General features: G+C 41.2%; 27 protein-coding genes. 8 read left to right on the top strand and 19 right to left on the bottom strand.

The window, feature by feature from the left end; all coding sequences use genetic code 11:
- Positions 1 to 25: 25 nt before the first annotated feature.
- The 18 genes from rplE to rpsL form a co-directional block, all read right to left on the bottom strand.
- Positions 26 to 586, bottom strand: a complete 561-nt coding sequence (gene rplE / locus BMY70_RS27695; protein WP_090341178.1) for a 50S ribosomal protein L5 — start codon at positions 584 to 586, stop codon at positions 26 to 28.
- Between the two features lie 78 nt (positions 587 to 664).
- Entirely contained in the window at positions 665 to 1,006 is a 342-nt protein-coding gene (rplX, locus tag BMY70_RS27690) for a 50S ribosomal protein L24 (RefSeq protein WP_090341177.1), read from the bottom strand.
- Positions 1,007 to 1,055: 49 nt separating this feature from the next.
- Positions 1,056 to 1,424, bottom strand: coding sequence for a 50S ribosomal protein L14 (rplN, locus tag BMY70_RS27685; protein WP_090341176.1), 369 nt, complete (start codon positions 1,422 to 1,424; stop codon positions 1,056 to 1,058).
- 3 nt (positions 1,425 to 1,427) lie between these two features.
- On the bottom strand, positions 1,428 to 1,691 hold the full coding sequence (rpsQ, locus tag BMY70_RS27680) for a 30S ribosomal protein S17 (RefSeq protein ID WP_090341174.1): 264 nt from the start codon (positions 1,689 to 1,691) through the stop codon (positions 1,428 to 1,430).
- A gap of 15 nt (positions 1,692 to 1,706) precedes the next feature.
- A complete protein-coding gene (gene rpmC / locus BMY70_RS27675) occupies positions 1,707 to 1,901 on the bottom strand; it encodes a 50S ribosomal protein L29 (RefSeq protein ID WP_090341171.1) in 195 nt (64 codons plus the stop codon).
- Positions 1,902 to 1,943: 42 nt separating this feature from the next.
- A complete protein-coding gene (gene rplP / locus BMY70_RS27670) occupies positions 1,944 to 2,369 on the bottom strand; it encodes a 50S ribosomal protein L16 (protein ID WP_090341168.1) in 426 nt (141 codons plus the stop codon).
- 47 nt (positions 2,370 to 2,416) lie between these two features.
- On the bottom strand, positions 2,417 to 3,235 hold the full coding sequence (gene rpsC / locus BMY70_RS27665; RefSeq protein ID WP_090341165.1) for a 30S ribosomal protein S3: 819 nt from the start codon (positions 3,233 to 3,235) through the stop codon (positions 2,417 to 2,419).
- A gap of 18 nt (positions 3,236 to 3,253) precedes the next feature.
- Complete coding sequence (gene rplV / locus BMY70_RS27660; RefSeq protein ID WP_090341163.1) at positions 3,254 to 3,655, bottom strand: 50S ribosomal protein L22; 402 nt, start codon at positions 3,653 to 3,655, stop codon at positions 3,254 to 3,256.
- Between the two features lie 55 nt (positions 3,656 to 3,710).
- Entirely contained in the window at positions 3,711 to 3,989 is a 279-nt protein-coding gene (gene rpsS, locus BMY70_RS27655; RefSeq protein ID WP_090341161.1) for a 30S ribosomal protein S19, read from the bottom strand.
- Between the two features lie 10 nt (positions 3,990 to 3,999).
- Positions 4,000 to 4,824 carry a 50S ribosomal protein L2 gene (rplB, locus tag BMY70_RS27650; RefSeq protein WP_090341157.1) on the bottom strand — a complete coding sequence of 275 codons (825 nt, stop codon included), beginning with the start codon at positions 4,822 to 4,824 and terminating at the stop codon, positions 4,000 to 4,002.
- A 45-nt stretch (positions 4,825 to 4,869) separates the two neighbouring features.
- Complete coding sequence (rplW, locus tag BMY70_RS27645; protein ID WP_090341154.1) at positions 4,870 to 5,157, bottom strand: 50S ribosomal protein L23; 288 nt, start codon at positions 5,155 to 5,157, stop codon at positions 4,870 to 4,872.
- A 2-nt stretch (positions 5,158 to 5,159) separates the two neighbouring features.
- Entirely contained in the window at positions 5,160 to 5,789 is a 630-nt protein-coding gene (rplD, locus tag BMY70_RS27640) for a 50S ribosomal protein L4 (protein WP_090341152.1), read from the bottom strand.
- Positions 5,790 to 5,793: 4 nt separating this feature from the next.
- Positions 5,794 to 6,414: a 50S ribosomal protein L3 gene (rplC, locus tag BMY70_RS27635; protein WP_090341150.1), complete on the bottom strand. Its 621-nt coding sequence runs from the start codon at positions 6,412 to 6,414 to the stop codon at positions 5,794 to 5,796.
- A 282-nt stretch (positions 6,415 to 6,696) separates the two neighbouring features.
- Positions 6,697 to 7,002, bottom strand: a complete 306-nt coding sequence (gene rpsJ, locus BMY70_RS27630) for a 30S ribosomal protein S10 (protein WP_015813787.1) — start codon at positions 7,000 to 7,002, stop codon at positions 6,697 to 6,699.
- Between the two features lie 137 nt (positions 7,003 to 7,139).
- Entirely contained in the window at positions 7,140 to 9,260 is a 2,121-nt protein-coding gene (gene fusA / locus BMY70_RS27625) for an elongation factor G (RefSeq protein WP_090341147.1), read from the bottom strand.
- A gap of 230 nt (positions 9,261 to 9,490) precedes the next feature.
- A complete protein-coding gene (locus tag BMY70_RS27620) occupies positions 9,491 to 10,489 on the bottom strand; it encodes a hypothetical protein (protein WP_090341142.1) in 999 nt (332 codons plus the stop codon).
- Between the two features lie 189 nt (positions 10,490 to 10,678).
- On the bottom strand, positions 10,679 to 11,146 hold the full coding sequence (rpsG, locus tag BMY70_RS27615; RefSeq protein ID WP_090341140.1) for a 30S ribosomal protein S7: 468 nt from the start codon (positions 11,144 to 11,146) through the stop codon (positions 10,679 to 10,681).
- A 123-nt stretch (positions 11,147 to 11,269) separates the two neighbouring features.
- Positions 11,270 to 11,680 (bottom strand): 30S ribosomal protein S12, encoded by a 411-nt coding sequence (rpsL, locus tag BMY70_RS27610; protein ID WP_090341137.1) that lies wholly within the window; start codon positions 11,678 to 11,680, stop codon positions 11,270 to 11,272.
- Between the two features lie 550 nt (positions 11,681 to 12,230).
- Between rpsL and BMY70_RS27605 the strand changes: the two genes are divergently transcribed.
- The 7 genes from BMY70_RS27605 to BMY70_RS27575 all read left to right on the top strand — a co-directional run bounded on the left by BMY70_RS27605 (position 12,231) and on the right by BMY70_RS27575 (position 20,497).
- Positions 12,231 to 14,252, top strand: a complete 2,022-nt coding sequence (locus BMY70_RS27605; protein WP_445438684.1) for a CHU_0125 family OmpA-like outer membrane integrity protein — start codon at positions 12,231 to 12,233, stop codon at positions 14,250 to 14,252.
- Between the two features lie 184 nt (positions 14,253 to 14,436).
- Positions 14,437 to 15,633 carry a deoxyribodipyrimidine photo-lyase gene (locus BMY70_RS27600; RefSeq protein WP_090341133.1) on the top strand — a complete coding sequence of 399 codons (1,197 nt, stop codon included), beginning with the start codon at positions 14,437 to 14,439 and terminating at the stop codon, positions 15,631 to 15,633.
- 123 nt (positions 15,634 to 15,756) lie between these two features.
- Complete coding sequence (locus BMY70_RS27595) at positions 15,757 to 16,338, top strand: LemA family protein (protein WP_090341131.1); 582 nt, start codon at positions 15,757 to 15,759, stop codon at positions 16,336 to 16,338.
- Positions 16,339 to 16,430: 92 nt separating this feature from the next.
- Positions 16,431 to 16,871 (top strand): TPM domain-containing protein, encoded by a 441-nt coding sequence (locus BMY70_RS27590; RefSeq protein ID WP_090341128.1) that lies wholly within the window; start codon positions 16,431 to 16,433, stop codon positions 16,869 to 16,871.
- Between the two features lie 8 nt (positions 16,872 to 16,879).
- Entirely contained in the window at positions 16,880 to 17,662 is a 783-nt protein-coding gene (locus BMY70_RS27585; RefSeq protein ID WP_090341126.1) for a TPM domain-containing protein, read from the top strand.
- A gap of 201 nt (positions 17,663 to 17,863) precedes the next feature.
- Entirely contained in the window at positions 17,864 to 18,772 is a 909-nt protein-coding gene (locus tag BMY70_RS27580; protein WP_090341124.1) for a DUF8428 domain-containing protein, read from the top strand.
- 234 nt (positions 18,773 to 19,006) lie between these two features.
- Positions 19,007 to 20,497, top strand: a complete 1,491-nt coding sequence (locus BMY70_RS27575; protein ID WP_090341122.1) for a peptide MFS transporter — start codon at positions 19,007 to 19,009, stop codon at positions 20,495 to 20,497.
- A gap of 100 nt (positions 20,498 to 20,597) precedes the next feature.
- On the opposite strand, the gene BMY70_RS27570 is transcribed toward BMY70_RS27575, so the two are convergent.
- A complete protein-coding gene (locus BMY70_RS27570; RefSeq protein WP_090341120.1) occupies positions 20,598 to 22,241 on the bottom strand; it encodes a M28 family metallopeptidase in 1,644 nt (547 codons plus the stop codon).
- A 163-nt stretch (positions 22,242 to 22,404) separates the two neighbouring features.
- On the opposite strand from BMY70_RS27570, the gene BMY70_RS27565 reads away from it, so the two are divergent.
- Positions 22,405 to 24,450, top strand: a complete 2,046-nt coding sequence (locus BMY70_RS27565) for a M13 family metallopeptidase (protein ID WP_090341118.1) — start codon at positions 22,405 to 22,407, stop codon at positions 24,448 to 24,450.
- Positions 24,451 to 24,479 lie beyond the last annotated feature (29 nt).

The following is a 24,479-nucleotide window of genomic DNA, read 5'->3' as shown; positions in this document are numbered from 1 at the left end:
TCGGTAAATATCTTAGTCTTAAGAATTATCCTTGTTTGTTCGCATTAGTGAAAGGCATACCAAGTGCTTTCAACAATTCATAACTTTCTTCGTCAGAATTCGTTGAAGTAACAAATGTGATATCCATACCTGTGATCTTGTTTACCTTTTCGATAGAGATCTCCGGGAAGATAATTTGTTCTTTCACACCAAAAGTATAATTTCCACGACCGTCAAATCCTTTGTCGCTGATACCTTTGAAATCACGTACACGAGGCATCGCGATAGAGGTCAGACGATCAAGGAATTCGTACATACGATCTCCGCGTAGTGTTACTTTTGCTCCAATCGGCATGTTTTCACGCAACTTAAAGTTGGAAACCGCCTTTTTAGAAATGGTAGCAATTGCTTTCTGCCCTGTAATCAATCCAAGCTCTTCAACTCCTGTATCAACCAATTTCTTGTCAGATACGGCTGCGCCGATACCCTTATTGATTACAATCTTAGTTAAGCGAGGTACTTGCATTACAGACTTGTACTCGAACTTTTCTTTCAGTTGCGAAACTACTTCGCTAACGTACTTTTCTTTTAATCTTGGCTGTGCCATTTTCTGAATTAATTATGTGGATTACCGACCCACGCGCTTCGTATATAAAACTAACAACTGGTCCGAAAACCGGGAGGCTTATAAAAAGTCTCCTGATTTTTTAGAGAACCGCTGTAACTTTCCTTTATCGTTTGCTTTACGCCCTGTACGAGTCGCTTCGCCAGTTTTTGGATCGATAACCATCAGGTTGCTGATATGTATAGCACCCTCACGTTTTTCGATACTTCCCTGTGGGTTTTGTGCATTTGGTTTCACGTGTTTCGTAATCAAATTAACACCTTCCACAGTTGCTCTTGATTTCTCAATAAGCACAGTTTTGATAACCCCTGTTTCACCTTTCGCGTTTCCGGAGATTACTTTTACAGTATCTCCTTTGCGGATATGCAATTTTGCAGGTACGTTTTTATTTTTGCTTTCCATTTGAGGTATTCTCTAATCGGTTCTGAAGAAATACTTTTGTCTTTATTTCTTACAACACTTCCGGTGCCAGGGAAACAATCTTCATAAATTGTTTTTCACGCAATTCACGCGCTACTGGACCGAAGATACGTGAGCCACGTGGTTCGTCGTTGTTGTTAAGTAAAACGGCTGCATTATCCTCAAAGCGAATGTATGTACCATCCTTGCGGCGTACTTCCTTTTTAGTCCGTACAACCACGGCTTTTGAAACCGTTCCTTTTTTCATGCTGCTCGAAGAAAGAGCAGACTTTACTGTTACGACGATCTTATCGCCTACTGAAGCATAGCGTTTGCCAGTTCCACCAAGTACACGAATTACGAGTACTTCCTTCGCTCCACTGTTGTCTGCTACCGACAGTCTTGATTCTTGCTGTACCATTTGTTACTTAGCTTTTTCAAGGATTTCAATTAATCTCCAACGCTTATTCTTACTAAGCGGACGGGTTTCCATAACTTTGATCGTATCACCGATACCAACCTGGTTATTTTCGTCGTGCACCATCAATTTGGTAGTTTTAGTCATAAACTTACCATATTTCTCGTGCTTAACTTTACGTTCAACAGTGATCACGCAGGACTTCTCCATTTTGTTGCTCACTACTTTACCGACTCTTTCTTTCCGTAAATTTCTTTCTGTTGCCTCCATAATATCTTAACTGATTTACTGTTGGTTAGTTTTAGCCGACAGTTCGGTCATTAATTTTGCAATTTCCTTACGCGAGGCGCGAATACGCAAAGGGTTTTCGATCGGTGAAATAGCGTGCGCGAATTTCAATCGAAGTAAGCGCTCTCTTTCTTGTGCGATCTGTTCTTTCAGCTGATCCTGCGACAGGTCCTTTATTTCTTTACTAGTCATTGCTTTTAATAATTAGCGTTCTTAGATACGTTCGGGGTTGGTCTATTCTTGATAATCCCGACGTACCACGAACTTTGTTTTAACTGGCAGCTTTTGTGCAGCCAGACGCAATGCTTCATTAGCTGTTTCCAGTGGAACACCGGTTGCTTCGAAGATGATTGTTCCCGGCTTGATTGGTGCAACCCAATACTCAGGAGCTCCTTTACCTTTACCCATACGAACCTCTGCAGGTTTCTTTGTAATAGGCTTGTCAGGGAACACACGAATCCATACCTGGCCTTCACGTTTCATAGCGCGTGTAACTGAAATACGCGCTGCTTCTATCTGACGTGCTGTTAGCCAGCCTGGCTCAAGCGACTTGATTGCGAAAGATCCGAAAGCGATTTCAGCACCACGAGTGGCTAGTCCCTTTTCTGAACCTTTGTTTTTTTGTTGCTTGCGAAATTTTGTTCTTTTCGGCTGTAACATGATTCTAATCTATTTGAACCGATTTAACAAAATCGGAAAATGTCTGATTACTTCTTCTTATTTCTACTTCTCTTGCGACGATCCGCTTCGCTTCCGCCGCCTTCACTTCCGCCACGGTTACCTTCGTTACCGCCACGTCCGCCTCTTCTGTCCTTGCCACGGTCGTTTCCACCACCTGTGCCAGTTCCTCTGTCGCTTCTGTCAGCAGCAGCTGTTGCAGCACTTGGAGTCAAATCACGCTTTCCGTATAACTCTCCTTTGAAGATCCAAACTTTGATACCTATTTTACCATAGATAGTTTGTGCTTCCGAGATTGCATAGTCGATATCCGCTCTCAATGTATGCAGAGGAATACGTCCTTCTTTATACTCTTCAGTACGAGCCATTTCAGCTCCACCCAAACGTCCCGCAAGACGAATTTTGATACCTTGAGTTCCTACACGCATAGCAGAAGCGATTGATTGCTTCATGGCACGACGGTAAGAGATACGAGCCTGTAGTTGTTGTGCGATTGCTTCTCCAACTAGTTTTGCATCAATCTCAGGACGTTTGATTTCGTAGATGTTAATCTGAACGTCTTTACCTGTGATTTTTTTAAGCTCTTCTTTGATCTTGTCAACTTCACTACCACCTTTACCAATTACGATACCCGGGCGAGCCGTGTGAATTGTAAGCGTGATGCGTTTCAGTGTACGCTCGATAACTACTTTAGAGATTGATCCTTTTGGGATACGTGCTTTTATATAGTTACGAATTTTTTCGTCTTCAACAAGTTTGTCAGAAAAATCTTTTCCTCCATACCAGCTAGAGTCCCAGCCTCTAACAATTCCTAGTCTCAGACCTATAGGATTAACCTTTTGTCCCATTCGAAATAGATCGTTTACTTATGATTCGGTGATTACTTTGTTTTCAACGCTTGCGGCAACATCCGTTGTGGCAACTTCCGCTTTGTCGTCAACCACAAGTGTAATGTGGTTTGAACGCTTACGGATTCTGTGTGCTCTTCCTTGCGGTGCAGGGCGCAAACGCTTCAACATACGTCCACCGTCAATAAATACGGTTTTAACATAAAGATCAGCGTCTTCCAGCTTTGCATCTTCATTCAATTGTTGCCAGTTGGCAACCGCAGAAAGTAAAACTTTATGCAAAATTGGTGAAGAAGCTCTTGGTTGAAACTTTAACAGCGCCAACGCTTTGCTGACCTTTTGTCCGCGAATCATGTCGGCTACTAATCTCATCTTACGAGGAGAAGTAGGCACATTTCTTAATATAGCTCTTGCTTCCATGTTCTTTCAGATATAGGCTGGTTCCGATTGACGAAACCCAGCTATCGTCGACTAATTATTTTCTACCTTTATCTTTTTTGGCGGTGTGACCACGGAAGTTACGCGTTGGCGAAAACTCTCCTAATTTGTGTCCTACCATGTTTTCAGTTACATAAACCGGTATGAACTTATTACCGTTGTGAACTGCGAATGTATGTCCAATAAAATCCGGAGAGATCATTGAGCGTCTTGACCATGTCTTAATTACCGACTTACGTGCTGCGCTGTTCATCGCCTGAATCTTGATGTCCAGACGAAAGTCGATGTATGGTCCTTTTTTTAATGAGCGTGCCATATTATTCTAATTATTTTTTACGACGGCTGATAATCAATTTCTCAGAATGCTTATTGCGATCACGAGTCTTAAGTCCTTTTGAGAACTGTCCGTTTCTTGATCTAGGCTGGCCTCCTGATGAGCGGCCTTCACCACCACCCATTGGGTGATCGACTGGGTTCATAGCAACACCACGAACTCTTGGGCGACGACCTAACCAACGTTTACGGCCTGCTTTACCGTAATTCACATTCATGTGACTTGAATTGGAAACTGTTCCAACCGTTGCGATACAAGTTGAAAGAATCATACGCATTTCGCCAGATGGCATTTTAATTACTGCGTACTTACCTTCACGCGCTACAAGCTGAGCATAAGCTCCTGCGCTTCTTGCAAACTGACCACCTTTACCAGGTGTCAATTCAATATTGTGAACAATTGTACCAATTGGCATTGAACCTAGTGGAAGTGCATTTCCCATTTCTGGTGCTACTGAACTTCCTGAAACAATTACTTGTCCTACTTTCAATCCGTTTGGAGCGATTACGTATCTTTTTTCGTCATCAGCATATTGTACCAAAGCGATACGTGCTGAGCGGTTTGGATCGTATTCAATTGTAAGAACTGTTGCTGGTGCATCAAAACGATTTCTTTTGAAATCGATAACACGGTATCTGCGTTTGTGACCACCACCTATATGACGCATGGTACGATGTCCGGAGCTATTACGACCACCTGTTCTTTTAACAGGCTCTAATAGGCTCTTTTCAGGTTTTGACGCTGTGATCTCCTCAAAAGCAGGAGCCATGCGAAAACGTTGACCAGCACTTGTCGGTTTTAATTTTTTAACTGCCATTGCTATACTTAACTCTTCTAAGATTTGAATAGATCAACCAAAATTCTAAGCTTCACCGTAAATGTCGATGATCTCACCTTCAGCTACTGTTACAATAGCTTTCTTAATGGTTGACGTTTTTCCACTTACAAACTTTCCACCCGATGTACGGGATTTGCTTTTACCAATGCTGCGCATTGTATGAACGCTCTCTACGGTAACCCCAAACAGTTTCTCGATAGCCTTTTTGATTTCAACCTTGTTAGAAGTAAGTGTTACTTCAAAGGCATACTTTCCCTGACCACCCTGAGCCGTTACCTTTTCTGTTATAATCGGTCGTTTCAGTACACTCATCACTATTTGTTTAATAGGGTTTCCAAATTAGACAGAGCAGATTCACTTATTAAAAGGCGGTCTGCATTCATCAGATCATATGTATTTACCAAATCAACAGTAGTAACTTTCGCTTTAGGAATGTTTCTGCTTGACAGGTACACATTGCTATCAACTTCAGGAAGGATCAACAATGTTTTTGTGTTCACTAATGAAAGTGAATTAAGTACAGTCAGATATGACTTTGTTTTTGGGGCGTCAAAAGTAAATGACTCCAAAACAGATATTGCGTCAATTTTCGCTTTCGCAGAAAGAGCTGAAATACGCGCTAACGTTTTCACTTTTCTGTTGATCTTGAAAGTATAGTTACGAGGGCGAGGACCGAATATACGACCACCACCTACGAATACCGGGGATTTAATGCTACCTGCACGTGCTCCACCTGTACCTTTTTGTTTCTTGATCTTGCGTGTTGAGTGATTGATCTCAGCACGTTCTTTTGACTTGTGTGTACCCTGACGCTGATTGGCCAAGTACAATTTTACATCGAGATAGATCGCATGCTCGTTAGGTTCGATTCCGAAAATTTCTTCAGACACACTTACCTTCTTGCCGGTATCTTCTCCTTTTATATTTAATACGGACAGTTCCATGGTACTATTTCTCAATGATTAGAAATGAATTCTTTGAACCCGGTACTGAGCCACTTACAACTAGCAAGTTTTGCTCAGGTATCACTTTCAGAATACGCAAATTCTGAATTTTTACACGATTGTTACCCATGCGCCCACCCATACGAATGCCTTTAAATACGCGTGAAGGGAACGAACAAGCACCAATCGAACCTGGGTGACGTGCACGGTTATGCTGACCGTGAGTTTGTCCACCAACCCCTGCGAAACCATGGCGTTTTACAACACCCTGAAAACCGCGGCCTTTGGCAGAACCAACTACATCTACGAATTCACCTTCCTCAAATACATCTTGTACTGATAGTGAAGTTCCAAGTTCATGCTCCACTTCAAATTCCTTGAACTCAACAAGCTTGTGCTTTGGAGTTGTACCGGCCTTTTTGAAGTGACCTATTAACGGCTGAGTAGAGTTTTTCTCTTTTCTCTCGCCAAAACCTAATTGGAGGGCCTTATACCCATCCTTTTCCTCGGACCTAACTTGTGTAACAACACAAGGACCAGCTTGAATCACAGTACATGCCAGAGCCTGCCCGTCAGCATTGTACAAACTAGTCATTCCGATTTTTTTACCTATTAAACCAGACATCGTAATTAATTTAAATTAGCAGGTAAAACCCTATTCCTTAAAACGGACTGCAAAGATAGAAATTTGAATTTTTATATCAAAGCGGTATTTTATTATTTCTCACTGATAATCAGCAAAAAAGGTCAGATGTACTAAACATCTGACCTCAGTTAATTCCTGGTATCGATCGAACACAAAAAAACATTCGAATAATTACCTGAATGAGCTCAGATGTGGTTTCCAGAATTCCGGACCTTCACCCAATTATGTAATAGGTTTAAATAAATAAACCTGTAAGAATCACTAAACCTTGATCTCTACATCAACACCGCTTGGCAATTCAAGCTTCATCAGTGCATCAACAGTTTTAGCACTTGTAGAGAAAATGTCTACCAGACGTTTGTAAGTACAAAGCTGGAATTGTTCACGAGACTTTTTGTTAACGTGAGGAGAACGTAAAACAGTGAATTTCTCTGTTTTAGTTGGCAATGGGATTGGACCGCTAACAACGGCACCAGTTGCCTTAACAGCCTTAACGATCTTTTCAGCAGATTTATCTACTAAGTTGTGATCGAATGACCGCAATTTGATACGAATTTTTTGATTCATCTTATTTGCTTATTTCCGGTTCTTGAAAAACTTGATGGGAACGAATCCCGACAATCCACCAGCGAAAGAACCATTTACTTCACTGGCTTAAATATTTTTAGCCACTGCCCTTTTCAGAGCAGTGGCTGATATTTTTATTAAGCTTTAACTAAGCCTTTTGCTTTCTCAATTACTGTATCAGAAATATGCTGAGGTACAACTTCGTAGTAAGCGAAAGTTAACGAAGCAGTAGCACGTCCTGATGACATTGTACGAAGGTCAGTTACGTAACCGAACAATTCTGACAAAGGAACGTCCGCTTTGATAACCTGAGCACCATTACGTGAATCCATACCTCTCATGATACCACGACGACGGTTAAGGTCACCAGTGATAGGTCCTGTATAGTCATCCGGAGTAAGAACTTCAACGTGCATGATAGGTTCCATCAATTTTGAACCTGCATGACGCGCAGCTTCTCTGAAACCGATCTTAGCTGCCAATTCGAAAGATAGTGCATCTGAATCGACATCGTGGAATGATCCGTGGAACAAACGCACTTTCATCGAATCCAAAGGATATCCTGCAAGGGCACCATTTGACATAGAAGCTTCGAAACCTTTCTGGATTGGAGCGATAAATTCACGAGGAATAGTACCACCTACAATCTGGTTAACAAACTGTAAACCGGTTTTTGGCTCTTTGCCTTCTTCGTTATCGTCTCTCGGTCCGATTTCGAATACGATATCGGCGAATTTACCACGACCCCCAGTTTGTTTCTTATATACCTCGCGGTGCTCAAAGTTCTTCGTAAGAATCTCTTTGTAAGCAACCTGAGGAGCTCCCTGGTTTACTTCAACTTTAAATTCACGACGCATACGGTCGATGATAATTTCAAGGTGAAGCTCTCCCATTCCTTTGATAATCGTCTGACCAGTTTCTTCGTTACTTTCAACTTGTAACGTAGGATCTTCTTCGATCAACTTAGTGATTGCCTTAGAGAAGTTATCGCTATCCGCAGCTTTCTTAGGCTCGATTGCATAACCGATTACAGGCTCAGGGAATACCATTGATTCAAGAATAATTGGATTCTTTTCATCAGATAATGTGTCTCCTGTTTTGATATCTTTGAAACCTACTACCGCTCCAATATCGCCCGCTTCAAGACGATCAATTTGATTTTGCTTGTTTGCGTGCATTTGGAAAATACGAGAGATACGTTCTTTATTTCCTGAACGGTTGTTCAATACATAAGAACCTGAATCAAGGAATCCTGAGTATGAGCGGATAAAGCAAAGACGTCCTACATAAGGGTCAGTTGCAATTTTAAACGCTAATGCACAGAAAGGATCTTTGTCAGTCGGCTGACGAGAAATCTCAGCACCTGTACGTGGATCAGTTCCGATAATGCTTTCACGATCTTGTGGAGAAGGCAGAATAGCCATCACATAATCAAGCATCGTTTGAACACCTTTGTTTTTAAAAGAAGAACCACAAACCATAGGAACGATTTTCATGCTGATTGTCGCTGCGCGCAAAGCTGCAAGAATTTCGTCTTCTGAGATTGAAGTAGGATCTTCAAAATATTTTTCCATCAAAGTGTCGTCGAATTCGGCAACAGCTTCAAGAAGTTTTTCTCTCCATTCAGTTGCTTCTTCCAACATATCATCAGGAATAGGAACTTCTCTGAAAGTCATCCCTTTATCTTCTTCGTTCCATTCGATACCACGGAAGTTAACCAAGTCAACCACACCTCTGAACGTATCTTCAGCACCAATTGGTAATTGAAGAGGTACAGCGTAGCTGCCCAGCATTTCTTTCACCTGCGCACAAACTTTAAGGAAGTCTGCACCAGAACGGTCCATTTTATTAACGAAACCGATACGTGCTACGTTATAGTTGTTAGCCAGACGCCAGTTAGTTTCCGACTGAGGCTCAACACCATCAACCGCACTGAACAAGAAAACCAATCCATCCAATACACGAAGGGAACGGTTTACCTCTACAGTAAAGTCAACGTGACCCGGTGTATCGATAATGTTAATGTGATATTTTTCACCGCGGTAGTTCCAGTCAACTGTTGTAGCCGCCGAAGTAATGGTAATACCACGCTCCTGCTCCTGCTCCATCCAGTCCATTGTAGCAGCACCATCATGTACTTCTCCAATTTTGTGGCTTACTCCTGCGTAATAAAGGATACGCTCGGTGGTTGTAGTTTTACCCGCATCAATGTGCGCAGCAATACCAATATTTCTTGTTAATCTTAGATCACGTGCCATGGCAAATGGTGCTGTTATTTATATTCGTTGTGCAATTCAATTCTTACAGGAAGCTCTGAATAATAGTAGGGCATTTTCACACCACTGCAAAAAATTCAGAGTGCAAAAGTATAAATAGTTGATTATAAAAACAATGAATAAGAAAGTTATTTTTTTAAGAAATAATAAAAAAACTGAAAGTCCGCGACTTTCAGTTCCATCAATTCAAAATCATAGTAAATTTTTGATGCTCAGTTACATTTAACATAGCTAGCCCCAGCATCTTTCTCCCAATAAGTAAAATCCGTTTCAGTCAATGAACTCACACAAATTGTACTCAAACCAGTTCCGAGCAGTTTGCAATATTTAAGTATTTTGTTCTTACTCAAATCTAATCGGGTCACAGCCCAGTCACCGTGTCCGTAAACTTCGAGATTCGTCAGCTTTGAACATGCTGTTAGATCAAGAGCAGGTGAGGTAATTTCATAGATCAAAAGTGATTTCAATTCAGGATTATGTGAGACATCTACACCACTTGACCCAACAACACCCAACTCCCACTTTTCAAGCGCCGGAGATTTTGAAACGTCTGCTGTATAGGGGCTAGTTAATTCCACAAGTTTTGGATGACTTCCCAATTTTAATTCTACCTTTTCAAGCGCATATACCTTTTCGAGAAATGTAGATGTGGAAAGATCTAGTTTTTTTAGATACATATTATTGTAAAGAGTAACCGAGCGAAGCATTTTAGATTGAGTCAGATCCAAAGAACTGACACTTGTTCCACGTAATTCAAATTCCTGAAGACTGCTAATCTTGCCAAAATTCAAAATCTTCAGAGATGCACAGGTCATGCAATGTGCATAAGGCAGGTATTCGAAATGTTCCAGTTTAGTGTTTTTACTAAAATCGAGTGTGTCTACCATTAATCCCTCACTTTTAAAATAGCGAAGATTAGTAAATCCTTCTATCCCTTTGAGAGAAGTGCTGCCCTCTATGGGTACATCAAAATGTAATGAATCAACATCCTTAATATATTTGTATAAAACGATGCCATCCAATTCGCTTATCGGATCTATACCTTTTTCAATTAGATATTTTTCAAAGTTTGGAAATAAGCTAACTCTTGAAGTGTCTATCAGCTCGACATCAGCAATAACCTCAACCGGCGGGTCTATTGTATTTTTGTCTTTTTTACAAGAAAAAATAAACAAACATAAAAGGAAGAAATAAGGATAAAGAGATTTCATGTCTTACAACATTGAGGTGAGCAATACAGCCACTTAGCGTTTTAAGTAACCGATTGAAAAGTTAAAGTAAATTTCATTAATTACAAAAAACATTTTTCCTAAACTTCTCTAAATCTGGCATTAAACGAAAAAAGGGTTCCGGTATAAAACCAGAACCCTTTTTCAAATATTCTTCCCGAAGGAGATTTCCTAGAAACGGAAATGCGAGAATGCTTTGTTCGCATCCGCCATACGGTGCGTATCGTCTTTTTTCTTAACAGCAGCTCCTTCACCTTTCGCAGCAGCAACGATTTCGCCAGCCAGACGGTCTACCATAGTTTTTTCTCCACGCTTACGTGCGTAGTTGATCAACCATTTCATACCTAAAGCTTGTTTACGTTCCGGACGTACTTCAGTTGGAACCTGGAAAGTAGCACCACCAACACGACGGCTTTTTACTTCAACAGATGGAGTTACATTGTTCAATGCTTTTTTCCAAGTTTCTAGACCACTTTCGCTGGTTTTTTTCTCAACCACTTCTAATGCGTCATAAAAAATTGTGAAAGCAATGCTTTTCTTGCCTTGAAGCATCAGGTTGTTTACAAATTTTGTAACCTGTACATCTCTGAACTTAGGATCAGGCAGGATATATCTTTTCTTTGGTTTGGACTTTCTCATTTTTGTACTTAATGTTTTACACGAGGTTTCGTTTTGCAACTTATTCACCCTGAACAGAATCCAGGATTACTTCCCTTTTATTTATCAGAATAGTTCTTTAATAAAAGCAGAGAGAGTTACTTTTTATTTTTTCTTACCTTTTACCGGTGCTGCAACTTGTCCTGGTTTAGGGCGTTTTGCACCGTATTTAGAACGACGTTGTTTACGTCCGTTAACACCAGCTGTATCCAATGCACCACGGATAATGTGGTAACGCACACCTGGTAAATCTTTAACACGACCACCACGGATCAAAACGATCGAGTGCTCTTGCAAGTTGTGGCCTTCACCCGGGATGTAGGCATTCACTTCTTTGTTGTTAGAAAGACGAACACGCGCAACTTTACGAAGTGCTGAGTTCGGTTTCTTTGGCGTTGTGGTATATACACGAGTACATACTCCACGACGCTGAGGGCAAGAATCCAAAGCCGGTGACTTGGATTTCCATGTAATGGTCTCTCTACCTTTACGGACTAATTGTGAAATAGTTGGCATTTAATGAATTGATTTTAATCTAGTTAATCAACTAATCGATTGTTTTACAAACGGTTTTCCCGAAAAATCGGACTGCAAAAGTAACAGACTAAGACTGATTTACAAAATGTTAATACTTTTTTTTATATATCAATCATCTAAAAAATTCAGAATCGCTTCTTTTATGTAAGAAATTATTGCGATTTAGAGGTGATATTCGTATTAATCCGCCGCTGCTGCATTCGATCCGGGGGTTAAAATTATTTAACTGCAACACAAATAGTTATTAGCTCGTATTCCGTTTTAACACATAAATCATCACTTACTGCCTTGGGTAAGTTCTAACAAATTTATCACGCAAGACTGGCAACAAAAGATTATCATTAGTCAATAATTGGAATCTCATAACTATTTTATGACAATGAATGACTATTTTGGGAGCACTAAATGTTTTTTGAATAAAAAATTTTACGGTCCATATCCAGAATTTTATTTCCAAACGTTGTTTAGTAGTATTGTCTTTTGTAACCCATAAACGCCTATCAATTCGTTAGCATTTATACATAACCTTATGAAAATATTGCGGTGTTATTTTACCCTCGTTATTAGTATCCTGGTACTAGGCACGTTCCTCGCTGGCTGTAATTCTGCCATGCAGGCATATAAAGATGGAGTTAAGAAATTTGATAACGGCGAATATGACCTCGCCATCAAAGGCTTGCAAAAAGCAGAACAGGCGAACTACGAACCTTTGCAAACAAGCTTTCTGATCGCTGAATCGTATCGTTTGTCAAATCGCTTCAAAGAATCCATCCCTTATTATAAAAAGGCGCTGGACGGCGGGATCACAAACCCGGAAGCTCAATTCCAATATGCATATGCTCTGAAAACAACCGGACAATACCAGCAAGCTTCCAATCAGTTTGCGTTGTTTGCCAAAGCACCAACCAGTCCGAAGAATTTACAGGAAAGAGCACTTCGTGAAGTCGAGATCCTGAAAATCACTGACAAGCTCCGCATTGAAAAAATGCCTGACGTGCAGCTGAAAGATATTCCGTTTAATGGTACAGGCTCTGAATTCTCACCCACTGTACTGGGAAATGAATTGGTTTTTTCTTCTTCAAAAAAAGAAAAAGTATACAAAAATAATGGTCAGCCAATGCTAGGCCTTTATAAAATAGCTATTGGAAAAGATGCTGGCGACACACAAGGGACAGCTGAATTATTTAGTAAGGAAATTTTCGATCCTGAGGCAAATGAAGGCTCCCCCGCTTTCAGTCCGGATGGAAAAACACTGATTTTTGCTCGTGGAAACACGGGTAAGAAAAAAGGAACAGCTGATGTTGATTTATATCAGAGCCGCAATGTCAACGGACAATGGACAACGCCGGCCATTTTACCAATCAATGATTCTCTGGCCTGGGATGGCTCTCCTTCTTTTTCAAGAGACGGAAAAACATTATACTTTGCATCAAACCGCGCTGGCGGTGCGGGTGGAATCGATTTGTACAGAACTAATATTGATGCTTCCGGGCGTTTCAGTAAGCCTGTAAATATGGGGCGCGACATAAATACTGCAGGAGATGAAATGTTTCCATATGTAGCTGAAGGGGGAGTTCTATATTTTGCTTCTGACGGCCATCCGGGATTAGGGAAACTGGATTTATTTTCAGCGACCCGTACCCAGGGAATTATTACGATCGAAAATCTCGGATTGCCTTTTAATAGCCCGCAGGATGATTTCGGACTGGTTTTTTACAAAGATAAAGATCAAGGCTTTTTTGCTTCAAACCGTGAAGGTGGCAAGGGAGATGACGATATCTACTATTTTTTCAAACCAAAAGCACCGGATAGTACTATCGCACAGAAAGATCCGATGGATCCTTTGAATCCTCAAAATCCGAATTATATCGAAGGAAAATTGAAGTCTGTCCGCTATTTCTTGGCGGGAGATGTATATGATAATTCAACGAACCCGACACCGATTGATTCGGCTATCGTGCACATTTTGCCGGATACTTCCGATACACAAATTACCCAGCTAAAAACAAATGCTGCCGGAAAATTCGGAACTCAGCCGGTGGAGGAAGGAAGATCCTATGTTCTTTTGGTAGAACGCAAAGGGTTTATAAGCAAAAGAGAGCCTTTCTCGATGAATGGCCGCAGTATCCCTCCGATTTTCCTTACAAAGGCGGTTACAGATACTACGTTCCAGGTTTCTATCAAACTTGACAGACTGGAATTGAACAAAACTTTCGTATTGGATAACATTTATTACGATTTAAATAAATACAATATCCGTCCGGATGCGGCCATAGAACTTGACAAACTTGTCCAGATTTTGAAAGATAACCCGACAATGAATATTGAGCTGAGTTCTCACACGGATGCTCGTGCAACGGATGCATACAACATGACACTTTCTCAGAACAGGGCTGAATCCGCCATCAAATATCTGAATCTGAAGGGTATTGATGCGGAAAGATTGACTGCGAAAGGTTACGGAGAGCGTCAGCTTATTATTCCGAACGCAAAAACAGAAGAAGAACACCAGCGTAACCGACGTACAGAATTTACGATTTTGAGTTACTAAGAGCAGAAGATTAAAATTTTTCCGAATCCAACAAAGTAGTTTTTGAACGACTATTTTGTTGGATTCGTTGTTTTGTTACCTCGGACTGAAAATCGCTTGTATTAAAAGATCGGCCGGTCACCAGAGCAAAATTTATTATACTTGCAATAACAACAATAAAGTTTCCTTTCTATTATCTCCTTCAATGATTCACCGTATTATCTATTGGTTTCGTAACGACCTCCGAATTCAGGATAACGAAGCCTTTTTTGCAGCCACAGAAATTGCCCGGGAAGTTGTTCCAGTTTATGTCTTTGACCCACGTCAATTTGGTAAAACTAAATTTGGCTTTCGCCGGGCAGGAGCATTAAGAGCACAATTTTTGCTTGAATCTGTTTTGGATTTAAGAGAACGCCTGCGGGAAAAGGGAGGTGATTTATTGATCCGCGTGGGAGAACCTGAAAAAATCGTGGCCGAGCTTGCAGAGGAGTATGGAGCTCAATATATCTACACGAGTAAGGAAATTGCACCCGACGAAACGAGTGTTGAAACTTCGCTCAGCAAAAATATTAAAATTATGAACGTAGATATCAAGCTTTTCTGGATGTCTACTTTGGGAGGTGTGCTTGACCTTCCATTTTCAATCGCTAAACTTCCGCTTGATTTTCCTGATTTCCAGGAACAGATTAAGGCCCACTTTAAGGTAAAGCCTGCTATTGTTGCACCTGAAAAAGTGATTCTGCCACAGGGATATGAAGCGGGTTTGATCCCATCGCTTCCTATGTTATCGATTGATCCTCTGGAAATCGAGGCAAGCCAACAAACGTCTGCCATTAGTGTGAAAGGAGGCGAAACAACTGCTTTGGTGAAGTTGCAATCGTTTGTTGAAGAAATTATTAGATCCGGGACAGCTGTTAATTCAGGGGAACCAATAATCGATTATGGGCTCTCAACCTGGCTTTCTCTGGGTTGTCTGTCTCCGAAATCTATTTACGCAGCCTTATTACCATACCACGAAAACTCGGAAGCTCAGAAGGTAATTACCGATCTTTTGCAAAGAGATTTTTCGCACTGGACCTTACTTCGTCACGGATCGAGACTATTCAAGCCGGGAGGAATCAAGCATGAAATCAATAAACGCTGGCTTAACGAGCTCGCAGAGTTTGAAAAATGGACCAATGCGAAAACAGAAAATACCGAGGTAAATGCTATAATCGGCAAACTGGTTGCAACCGGCAATTTAACAGCCGCAGAAAGGACACTGGCTGCTGATTACCTGGCTAACGAAATGGGCATAAACTGGACTTGGGGAGCGATGTACTATGAGAGCTTCCTGACTGATTACAATGTATCAGGTAACTGGTCACGCTGGAATCATATTGCCGGGGTGGGCAGCGTCTAGGCCTATCATCATACCAGGCAACGCTACATAACGATAAGCTGCCGGTTATGTAGTTTTTCTTAAAGATTTTGCTAGCTTTGGCCAACTTTGAACCCAATCATTAACACTAAATCAAACAATTCAATGTCAAAAGGACTAATCGCAGTTGTTGTCATTCTTCTTATTTTCGGATTTGTAGGATGTGGCAAATATAATGGCCTCGTAGGAAAAGACGAGGTTGTAAAGGAATCATGGGCGAAAGTAGAAAGTCAGTACCAACGTCGTGCAGACCTTATTCCAAACCTTGTTAATACAGTAAAAGGTGCGGCAGAATTTGAAAAAAGCACTTTAACAGGCGTTATAGAAGCACGGGCAAAAGCAACTTCGACAACAATCAACGCAGATCAGCTTACACCTGAAAATATCGCGAAATTTCAGGGAGCACAAGATCAGTTAAGCGGAGCACTTTCCCGTTTGCTGGTATCTGTTGAAAGATATCCTGAACTGAAAGCAAACCAGAATTTCCTGGAACTTCAGGCTCAACTGGAAGGTACTGAAAACCGTATCACCGTTGCGCGAAATGACTTTAATACTGTTGTAAAAGATTACAATCAGGAAGTAAGAACATTCCCGACAAACCTGTTTGCAGGCATATTCGGATTTGCCCAGAAAGGTTATTTCACTGCAACCGCAGGTTCAGAAAAAGCTCCGACAGTACAGTTTTAATATCAGGGCGGCAGTGTTGACGTAAGTCAATACTGCTTGTTTTGGCTTCGCGGCGCATACTTTCCATACAACCTTTTCAACTTTCTATTCCCATGCCTACTGATTCACTTTTTTTCGGAGAAGAGGAACAAAAGCAAATTATCGCTGCCATAAAGGAAGCTGAGAAACAAACTTCCGGCGAGGTAAAAGTGCATATTGAAAAGAAATGCTCGTCATCCGACGTGCTGGAAAGAGCCAAGGAAGTTTTTGGCTTATTGGGCATGCATGCGACTAGTGAGCAAAATGGTGTGCTTTTTTACCTGGCCTACGAAGACCGGAAATTTGCAGTACTGGGAGATAAAGGAATTAATGAAAAAGTGCCTTCCGATTTTTGGAATAGTACGAAAGATCTGCTCCGATCCTATTTTTCCCAAAGTAAATATTCAGAAGGACTTTGTGCCGGAATAAAAGAAGCAGGCCTGCAATTAAAAACACATTTCCCATATCGTTCCGACGATGTCAATGAACTACCTGACGATATCTCGTTCGGGTAATAATTCTTATGAAAAAATATATCATTTTTTCTTGGCTGTTTCTGATGGTCCTTTGTCGCATTGCGGCTCAGGATATACCGGCAAAGCCAAACCCTCCGCGCCTGGTCAATGACTTTGCAAAACAGCTGAATCCAACCGAAGTCAGTGCACTTGAACGAAAACTGGTTGCCTACAATGATTCAACATCAACACAGATTGTTATTGTTGTAGTACCTACAACCGGAGATTATCCTATTGCTGACTACGCATTAAAACTAGGTAGAGAGTGGGGTGTTGGCGGTAAAGCCAAAAACAATGGTATCGTGATACTTTGGGCTTCCACAGATAGAAAAGTGTATATCAGCACGGGATATGGTATGGAAGGAGCTATTCCTGATGCCATTGCAAAACGAATTATTACGCAGGAAATCACACCTGATTTTAAAAATGGAATGTACTATCGCGGCCTTGATAAGGGTGTCGATGTGATTTTTAAATACGCAACCGGCGAATATAAAGCTGATCCAAAGGAAGAAAGTGATAACAAGGGAACATCTCCAATCGTCATTGTTATCATTATTTTCGCCATAATTCTTATCATCATCGCCAGAAACAAAGGTGGTGGAGGCGGTGGAGGTTACCGTAATTCCGGTGGTGGAATGGGACCGATTTTCTGGCCTTACACAACGCATTCGAGCGGCGGAAGTTCGTCAGGAAACTGGGGAGGTGGTTTTGGCGGTGGAGATGGCGGTGGCTTTGGAGGTTTTGGTGGCGGTAGTTTTGGTGGCGGGGGTGCAGGCGGAGATTATTAATTGAGGAATTATTCGGCAAATTGTCTGAAACATAATTTCCCGTTTTACAAAAAACGGTTATAAGAATGATTAAAACGGGTTCAAAGTTTAATCTTTGAGCCCGTTTTTGTTTTGACATGCTGAAAAAACACAAAACGTATAAGGTGGCACAGTTCTTTCATGTAACATTAACAAGATTAAGTTTAACCTAAATTAAATGTTATGGAGAATAAGAATAATACCGGTTTAGTAATTGGATTGATTATCATGACCGTAGTAGCAGCCGTTTTTGGGTATCTTTTTTATCAGGAACGTAATATCACAACAAAACAAGAGGCAGACTTAGAAGTTCGTGTAAATGAACTGGCAATGAATGAGATCAAACTTGACTCGATTGCCAAACAATTGGATGCAAAAATCATTGAAGTAAAAGGGCTTGGCGGTAATATTGAAGAGCTTGAAAAAGCAAAAGCTGATTTGATCAAAGACCGTGTGGCTTTACGCCGCGGGACTATTACTTTAGGAAACAAAATTAAGGAATACGAAAGCTTCCTGACTCAAAAAGATCAGGAGATAGCGACACTACGTGAAGAAAACCAGCAGTTAATCAGTAAAACTGAAACATTGACACAAGAAAAAGCGGAACTTGAAACGAGCAAAAAAGCAGTTTCGGATTCACTTTCAGGCGTAGTATCTAAAAACGCAGAACTGGAATCGAAAGTTACGATGGCCGCTGCCCTGAGAGCCCGCAGTGTTAAAGTGTATGCGATTTCGTCAAAGGGTAAGGTGCGTGAAGGCGAAAATGTTAAAGCTAAACGTGTTGATAAAGTACGTGTAGATTTCATTTTGGAAAAAAACCCGCTAACACAGAACGATACCAAAACAGTATATATGCGTGTAATCGATCCTAGCGGAGCAACAATTTCAGATGATGCTACCGGATCTGGCAAATTTCAGTACGAAGGGCAGGAACAAGGATATACGATCAGCCAGGATGTAATGTATAGTAATAACAACCAGGATGTAAGTATCCTTTATGACAAGAATAGTCCATTCAAATCCGGTACTTATTCTGTTGAATTGTATGCCGAAGGATTCAGAGTTGGTGAAGGATCTTTTTCTGTAAAATAGGAGATTTAGGTTCTCTTTTCAAAGCCGTATGATCAGATATTGACCTGATTATACGGCTTTTGTCTTGTAACAATTCTCGACACTGCAACACACAAAAAAGCAACCTTCTCATTTCTATCGAAATAATTGTTTAAACAAAGAATTGTTTAAAATTTAGGCATATTACACTATCTTGCGCCATTAAAATCACCTGGCAGAAACGTTATTGCCAAATAAAACACCTCTTTTTGTTTTATGACTTCGACTATATCCCAGAAGCACCCGCGCGGTCTTTATGTTTTGTTTTTTGCTGAAATGTGGGAGCGTTTCAGTTTTTATGGTATGCGGGCCATTCTTTTACTTTTTCTTCTTGATAACGTACGGGGAGGTATGGGCCTGGAAGCGGCAGAAGCTGCGGCCGTCTATGGGCTTTATACATCATCCGTTTATTTATTGACACTCCCTGGAGGCTGGCTTGCTGATAATATTCTGGGGCAAAAAAAAGCGATATGGTATGGTGGGATTGTCATTATGCTTGGTCATATTATTCTTGCAATTCCTGGAGGGACTTCAACCTTTTTTATTGGGTTGGTTACAGTAGCTATTGGAACAGGACTGCTGAAAGCTAATATCAGCTCGATTGTTGGCGAGTTATATCCGGAAGGAGGAGCCAGACGTGATGCGGCTTTTTCAATTTTTTACATGGGGATAAACCTTGGCTCCGTACTAGGTATTACGATCGTCGGTTATCTTGGGCAGAAAATTAACTGGCATATGGGCTTCGGAGCCGCTGCCGTAGGTATGTTATTAGGACTGGTCGTATTCCATTTTGGAAGTAAAAAATATCTTAAAGGATATGGTGAGGTTCCCCCCGTCAAAATCAGTACACCCGAATCCGATGCAAAATCGGGCTCGGAAAAAAAGCTGGGTTATGGTCTTGTTGCAATGCTGGTTCTATTTTTATCCGCCTTGCAGTTGAAAGGGCTGATCGATATGACCACCGCTCAGGGGCTTGCTCAAGGTGCCGGGATCATCATTGTAACGGTATCCTTATTTTATTTCATTTATATCTTAGTAGCTGGTGGTCTAACGCCTGTTGAAAAGAAAAGAATTTACGTTCTGATTGTCTTCTTCCTTGCAGCTGCTATCTTTTGGTCTGGTTTTGAACAGGCTGGTTCATCACTTCAGATTTTCGCTGAACGTTATACACAGCGTACTTTTGGAGGCTGGGAAATGCCGTCAAGCTGGTTCCAGAATTTCAACGGAACATTCATTTTGATCTTCGCCCCTGTCATGGCGAGTTTGTGGATCTTCTTATCTGCGAAAGGTTACAACCCGGCAACTCCTGTGAAGTTTGCAATCGCTCTTCTACTGGTCGGTGCAGGTTTCTTTATCATGGAAATGGCTTCCAAGATTGCAGTTACCGGCCAACTAGCGTCTCCATTATTCCTGACCTTTACCTATATGGTTCACACAATCGGTGAGCTTTGTCTTAGTCCCGTGGGTTTAAGTTCTTACACTAAACTTGCCCCAAAACGCTATGTAAGCCAGCTTATGGGAATCTGGTTTGTTGCTGCTTCTCTTGGAAATTTAATCGCAGGATTATTTGCCGGAGGTTTTGACGAAGAAAATTTACAGCAAATGCCAGCCCTGTTTCAACAGGTAACATTATTCTCAGTGGGTTTTGGAGTTTTGCTTCTGATATTCTGGAAGCCGGTTAAAAACTGGATGGGAGGGATTCAGTAATTGGCTTTTATCTGAAAGTCAGGTTTGGAGATTTAAGTTTCATAAAAACAGGGTGGCAACTTTCTAAGATTGCCACCCTATTTTATGTGATCAGGCAAGTTTATTTACCCATTGATTTATCTCTTATGGCTTTAAATTCAGAACCCGTCTTCCAGCCTGGAAAAGTTGATTCGTTGCTCAACTTGTAACCCACGTTAAACAATAACTGCATATCTTCAATAATTCCTGACAAGTCCCAGGAAGCTGAATATTCATCAGCAGGTGAATGATAACGGTTATCATTGTAATCTTTTTTCTGCGCTTCTCCCCACTCCTCTCCATGCTCAACTGATACCGAGCCGTTTTCAATATATAATGAAGGAATCCCGACTTTCGCAAAATTGAAATGGTCAGAACGGAAATACCAGCCACCAGAGGGATCCGGCTCGCCACGTGTCGTACGTCCTTGTTTTGCTGCCGCTTCATCCGCATATTCATCAAGATCTGACTGCCCCTTTCCTACAATAATTATATCTTTCATTTTGCCGAAAGGCTGCAGAACGTCCATGTTAATATCAGCAACTGTTTTATTAATCGGGTAAACCGGGTGAGATGCGTAATAATCCGAACCTAACAATCCCTGCTCCTCTGCTGTAACCGACAAAAACAAAATAGAGCGCGACGGCCGTTTTCTCTGTTTGGTGAAAGCACTGGCAATTTCCAACAAAGCCGCAGTTCCGGAGGCGTTGTCAGCTGCACCGTTGTAAATAGAATCACCATTGATCGCTTCTCCTTTTCCGAAATGATCCCAATGCGCAGAGTAAATGATATACTCGTCTTTTCGGTCTGCTCCCGGCAGCAGTGCCAATACATTATTGGAGGCCGATTTTTTTATTGTGTTATCAACAACCAAAGATGTCCGGGCTTTTAACAGCACAGGTTTAAATCCTTTTTTACCGGCAGCGATCATCAATGTATCTGAAACACCTGTCAGCTGAAACAATTTCTTAGCTGACTCCATCGTGATCCATCCCTCTACCAAAGCTCGTGATTTGTTATTATCGTCCGAATCCAGATATAACTTCGACTTCGACCAGCCACTCCTTACAACGGCCCAGCCATAACTCGCCGGTTTTGTATCATGTACGATCAGTACCCCGGCAGCTCCCTGACGCGCGGCCTCTTCAAATTTATAAGTCCAGCGGCCATAATATGTCATGGTTTTTCCTTTAAATAAAGTGCTGTCAAAAAATCCCGGGTCATTCACCAGAACTACTACCGTTTTTCCTCTTACATCCAGACCCGCGTAATCATTCCAGCCATATTCCGGAGCAACAATGCCATAGCCTGCAAAGATCAATTCAGAATCCGCAAGTTTTACCTGATCCTTGACATGCCGAGAGGCTGCTACGAAATCATCCAGATAATTAAAGGCGACAGAACCTTTATCATTTTTTATAATCAACTGCCCGACCGGTTTCGAAAGTATATCCACCATCGGCACCTTTTGAAAATAGCTGTCACCGTTTCCAGGTTTTAATCCCAGCTTTTCAAATTCTGTTTTAAGATATTGAATCGTTTTTTCTTCTCCGGCAGAAAAAGGTTTCCTGCCTTCCAGAGAATCCGACGCTAGAACTGCAATTTCCTTTGCAAATATTTTGCCATCGATATCGGAAGCTGTCTCTTCCTTTTTTTCGTTTTTTGCACAACCGGCAGAAATCAATCCGGCCAAGAAGAGGATGTAAAAGGAGTTTTTTATTCTCATATTAAAGTAAAATGGTTAGCACGAAAATGTGGTTAAGGTACATTCAAGATTTTTGATACCGTAATACATAAAGATAAACCGATCGTCACTATGTTAATAAACATATTTGACGAAATAATTACATTTGTTTATATAGAACACCCAAACCAAATAATCATCACATATGAAATCAGCTTTTTTAAAGTGGTCCCTGATGGCATCCGTTGTTGCAATGACCTCCTGCGGCAGCGACAAAGAAAATACCACTTCGGTGGAAAAAGTACCAGGATTTGATTTAAGTTCTCTTGATTCTACCCAAAAAGCGTGCGACGACTTTGACAGCTACGCCAACGGGGGATGGAAAAAGAAAAACCCGATTCCAGGAACGGAAAGTCGTTGGGGCGCATTCGGAATTTTAGATAAAGAGAACAAAGAAGTTCGCCTGAAAGGAATTATCGAAGAAATTACAAATCTGAAAGATCGTAAAAATGGTAGCGAAGAACAGCAGATCGCAGATTACTATAAATCATTTTTAGATACTGCAACGGTTGAAAAACGTGGTCTCGAACCGTTAAAACCATATCTGGATAAAATTGAGTCAGTCCAGTCGCTTAAAGATCTTGCTTCGGTAACAGGAGAACTGCAAAAAGTAGGCGTTTCAACTGTTCTCGGTTTCGGCGTTGAAGGCGATTTGAGAAATAGTAAAATGAACGTGCTTTACGAAGGACAGGATGGTTTGAGCCTTGGTGAAAAAAGCTATTACGAAAGAACGGATTCCAGCACCGTCAAGGTTCGTAATGAATTTGTAAAACACGTCGATACCATGTTTGGTTTTGCAAGTTTTAAAGATGCTGATCCTGGGAAGACGGTCCTTGATTTTGAAACAAAACTGGCCAAACTTCAGCTAACCAATGTCGAGCTGCGTGATCCTATTAAGACATATAATAAAACGTCGTTTTCTGATTTTACGAAGTTAGCTCCTGACTTTGATCTGAAAACATTTGCGGACAAACAGGATATCAAAACGGATACGGTCATTGTCCAGAATGTTGCTTATATCAAAAATGTGAATGCTTTATTGAAAGCAACTCCGCTTGCAACATTGAAACTTTACACGCGCTGGCAGTTGCTTTCTAACTTTGCTGGTTACCTGCCAAAAAGTTTTGATAAAGAAGATTTTCGCTTTTTCAGTACCGTTATGCGTGGTACAAAACAGCAGAGAGCACGCGTAGAAAGAGCGATTCGCTCGACCGATGGTCTGTTGGGTATGCCACTGGGCAAACTTTTCTCTAAAAAATATTTCCCGGAAGACGACAAGAAAAAGGTGTCTGAAATGATCGAAAATGTGCGTACCGTTTATGGCGAAAGAATTGACAAACTTACCTGGATGAGTGATTCGACCAAGGCAAGAGCACATAAGAAACTGAAAGCTTTCACGTATAAAATCGGTTATCCTGATAAATGGAAAGATTACTCTTCTATTAAAATTGAGGGTGATAAATTATTTGAAAATGTGATTGCAGCTTCCTTGTTCCAGAATGAAGAAAATGTAAAAAAAATTGGTAAGCCTGTTGACAAGAGTGAGTGGCATATGACACCGCAGACGGTGAATGCTTACTACAATCCTTTAAATAATGAAGTAGTATTCCCGGCGGGCATTTTACAACCTCCTTTCTATAACCGCGATGCGGACGATGCGATCAATTATGGTGGTATTATTGCTGTAATCGGTCACGAGTTTACCCACGGATTTGATGACCAGGGTTCACAGTTTGACGAAGAAGGAAACCTGAAAAACTGGTGGACCGCTTCAGATCGCGCTAACTTTGATAAATTGACAAAAAAATACATCGACTATTTCAGCGGTATCGAAGCACTTCCTGGTTTTAAAATAAACGGAGCTCTGACGATCGGTGAAAATGTGGCGGATTTAGGGGGGCTTACGCTAGCTTATTACGCTTTGGAAAAATCGTTGAAAGGCAAGCCCGAACCAGCTCCGATCGACGGCTTTAACTGGAAACAGCGTTTCTTCTTAGGATGGGCGCAGGTTTGGCATATGAACACAACAGATGAAGCCTTACGTAACCAGGTGCAAACGGATCCACACGCCCCGGCGAAGGATCGTATCAACGGACCTCTTCCCCATTTGAAAGAATTTAAAGATGCATGGAGTTGTGGTGAAGGAAGTAAAATGGTTTTACCGGAAGCGTCGAGAGTCGTGATCTGGTAATTAAAATACTATTCTAACAAAGACAGGAG

Origin of the sequence: Dyadobacter koreensis, from assembly GCF_900108855.1 — a bacterium.
In the GTDB taxonomy this organism is placed as follows: Bacteria; Bacteroidota; Bacteroidia; order Cytophagales; family Spirosomataceae; genus Dyadobacter; species Dyadobacter koreensis.
The sequence above is the reverse complement of the archived record's forward strand: the minus strand, read 5'-3'. Positions and strand labels throughout refer to the sequence as shown.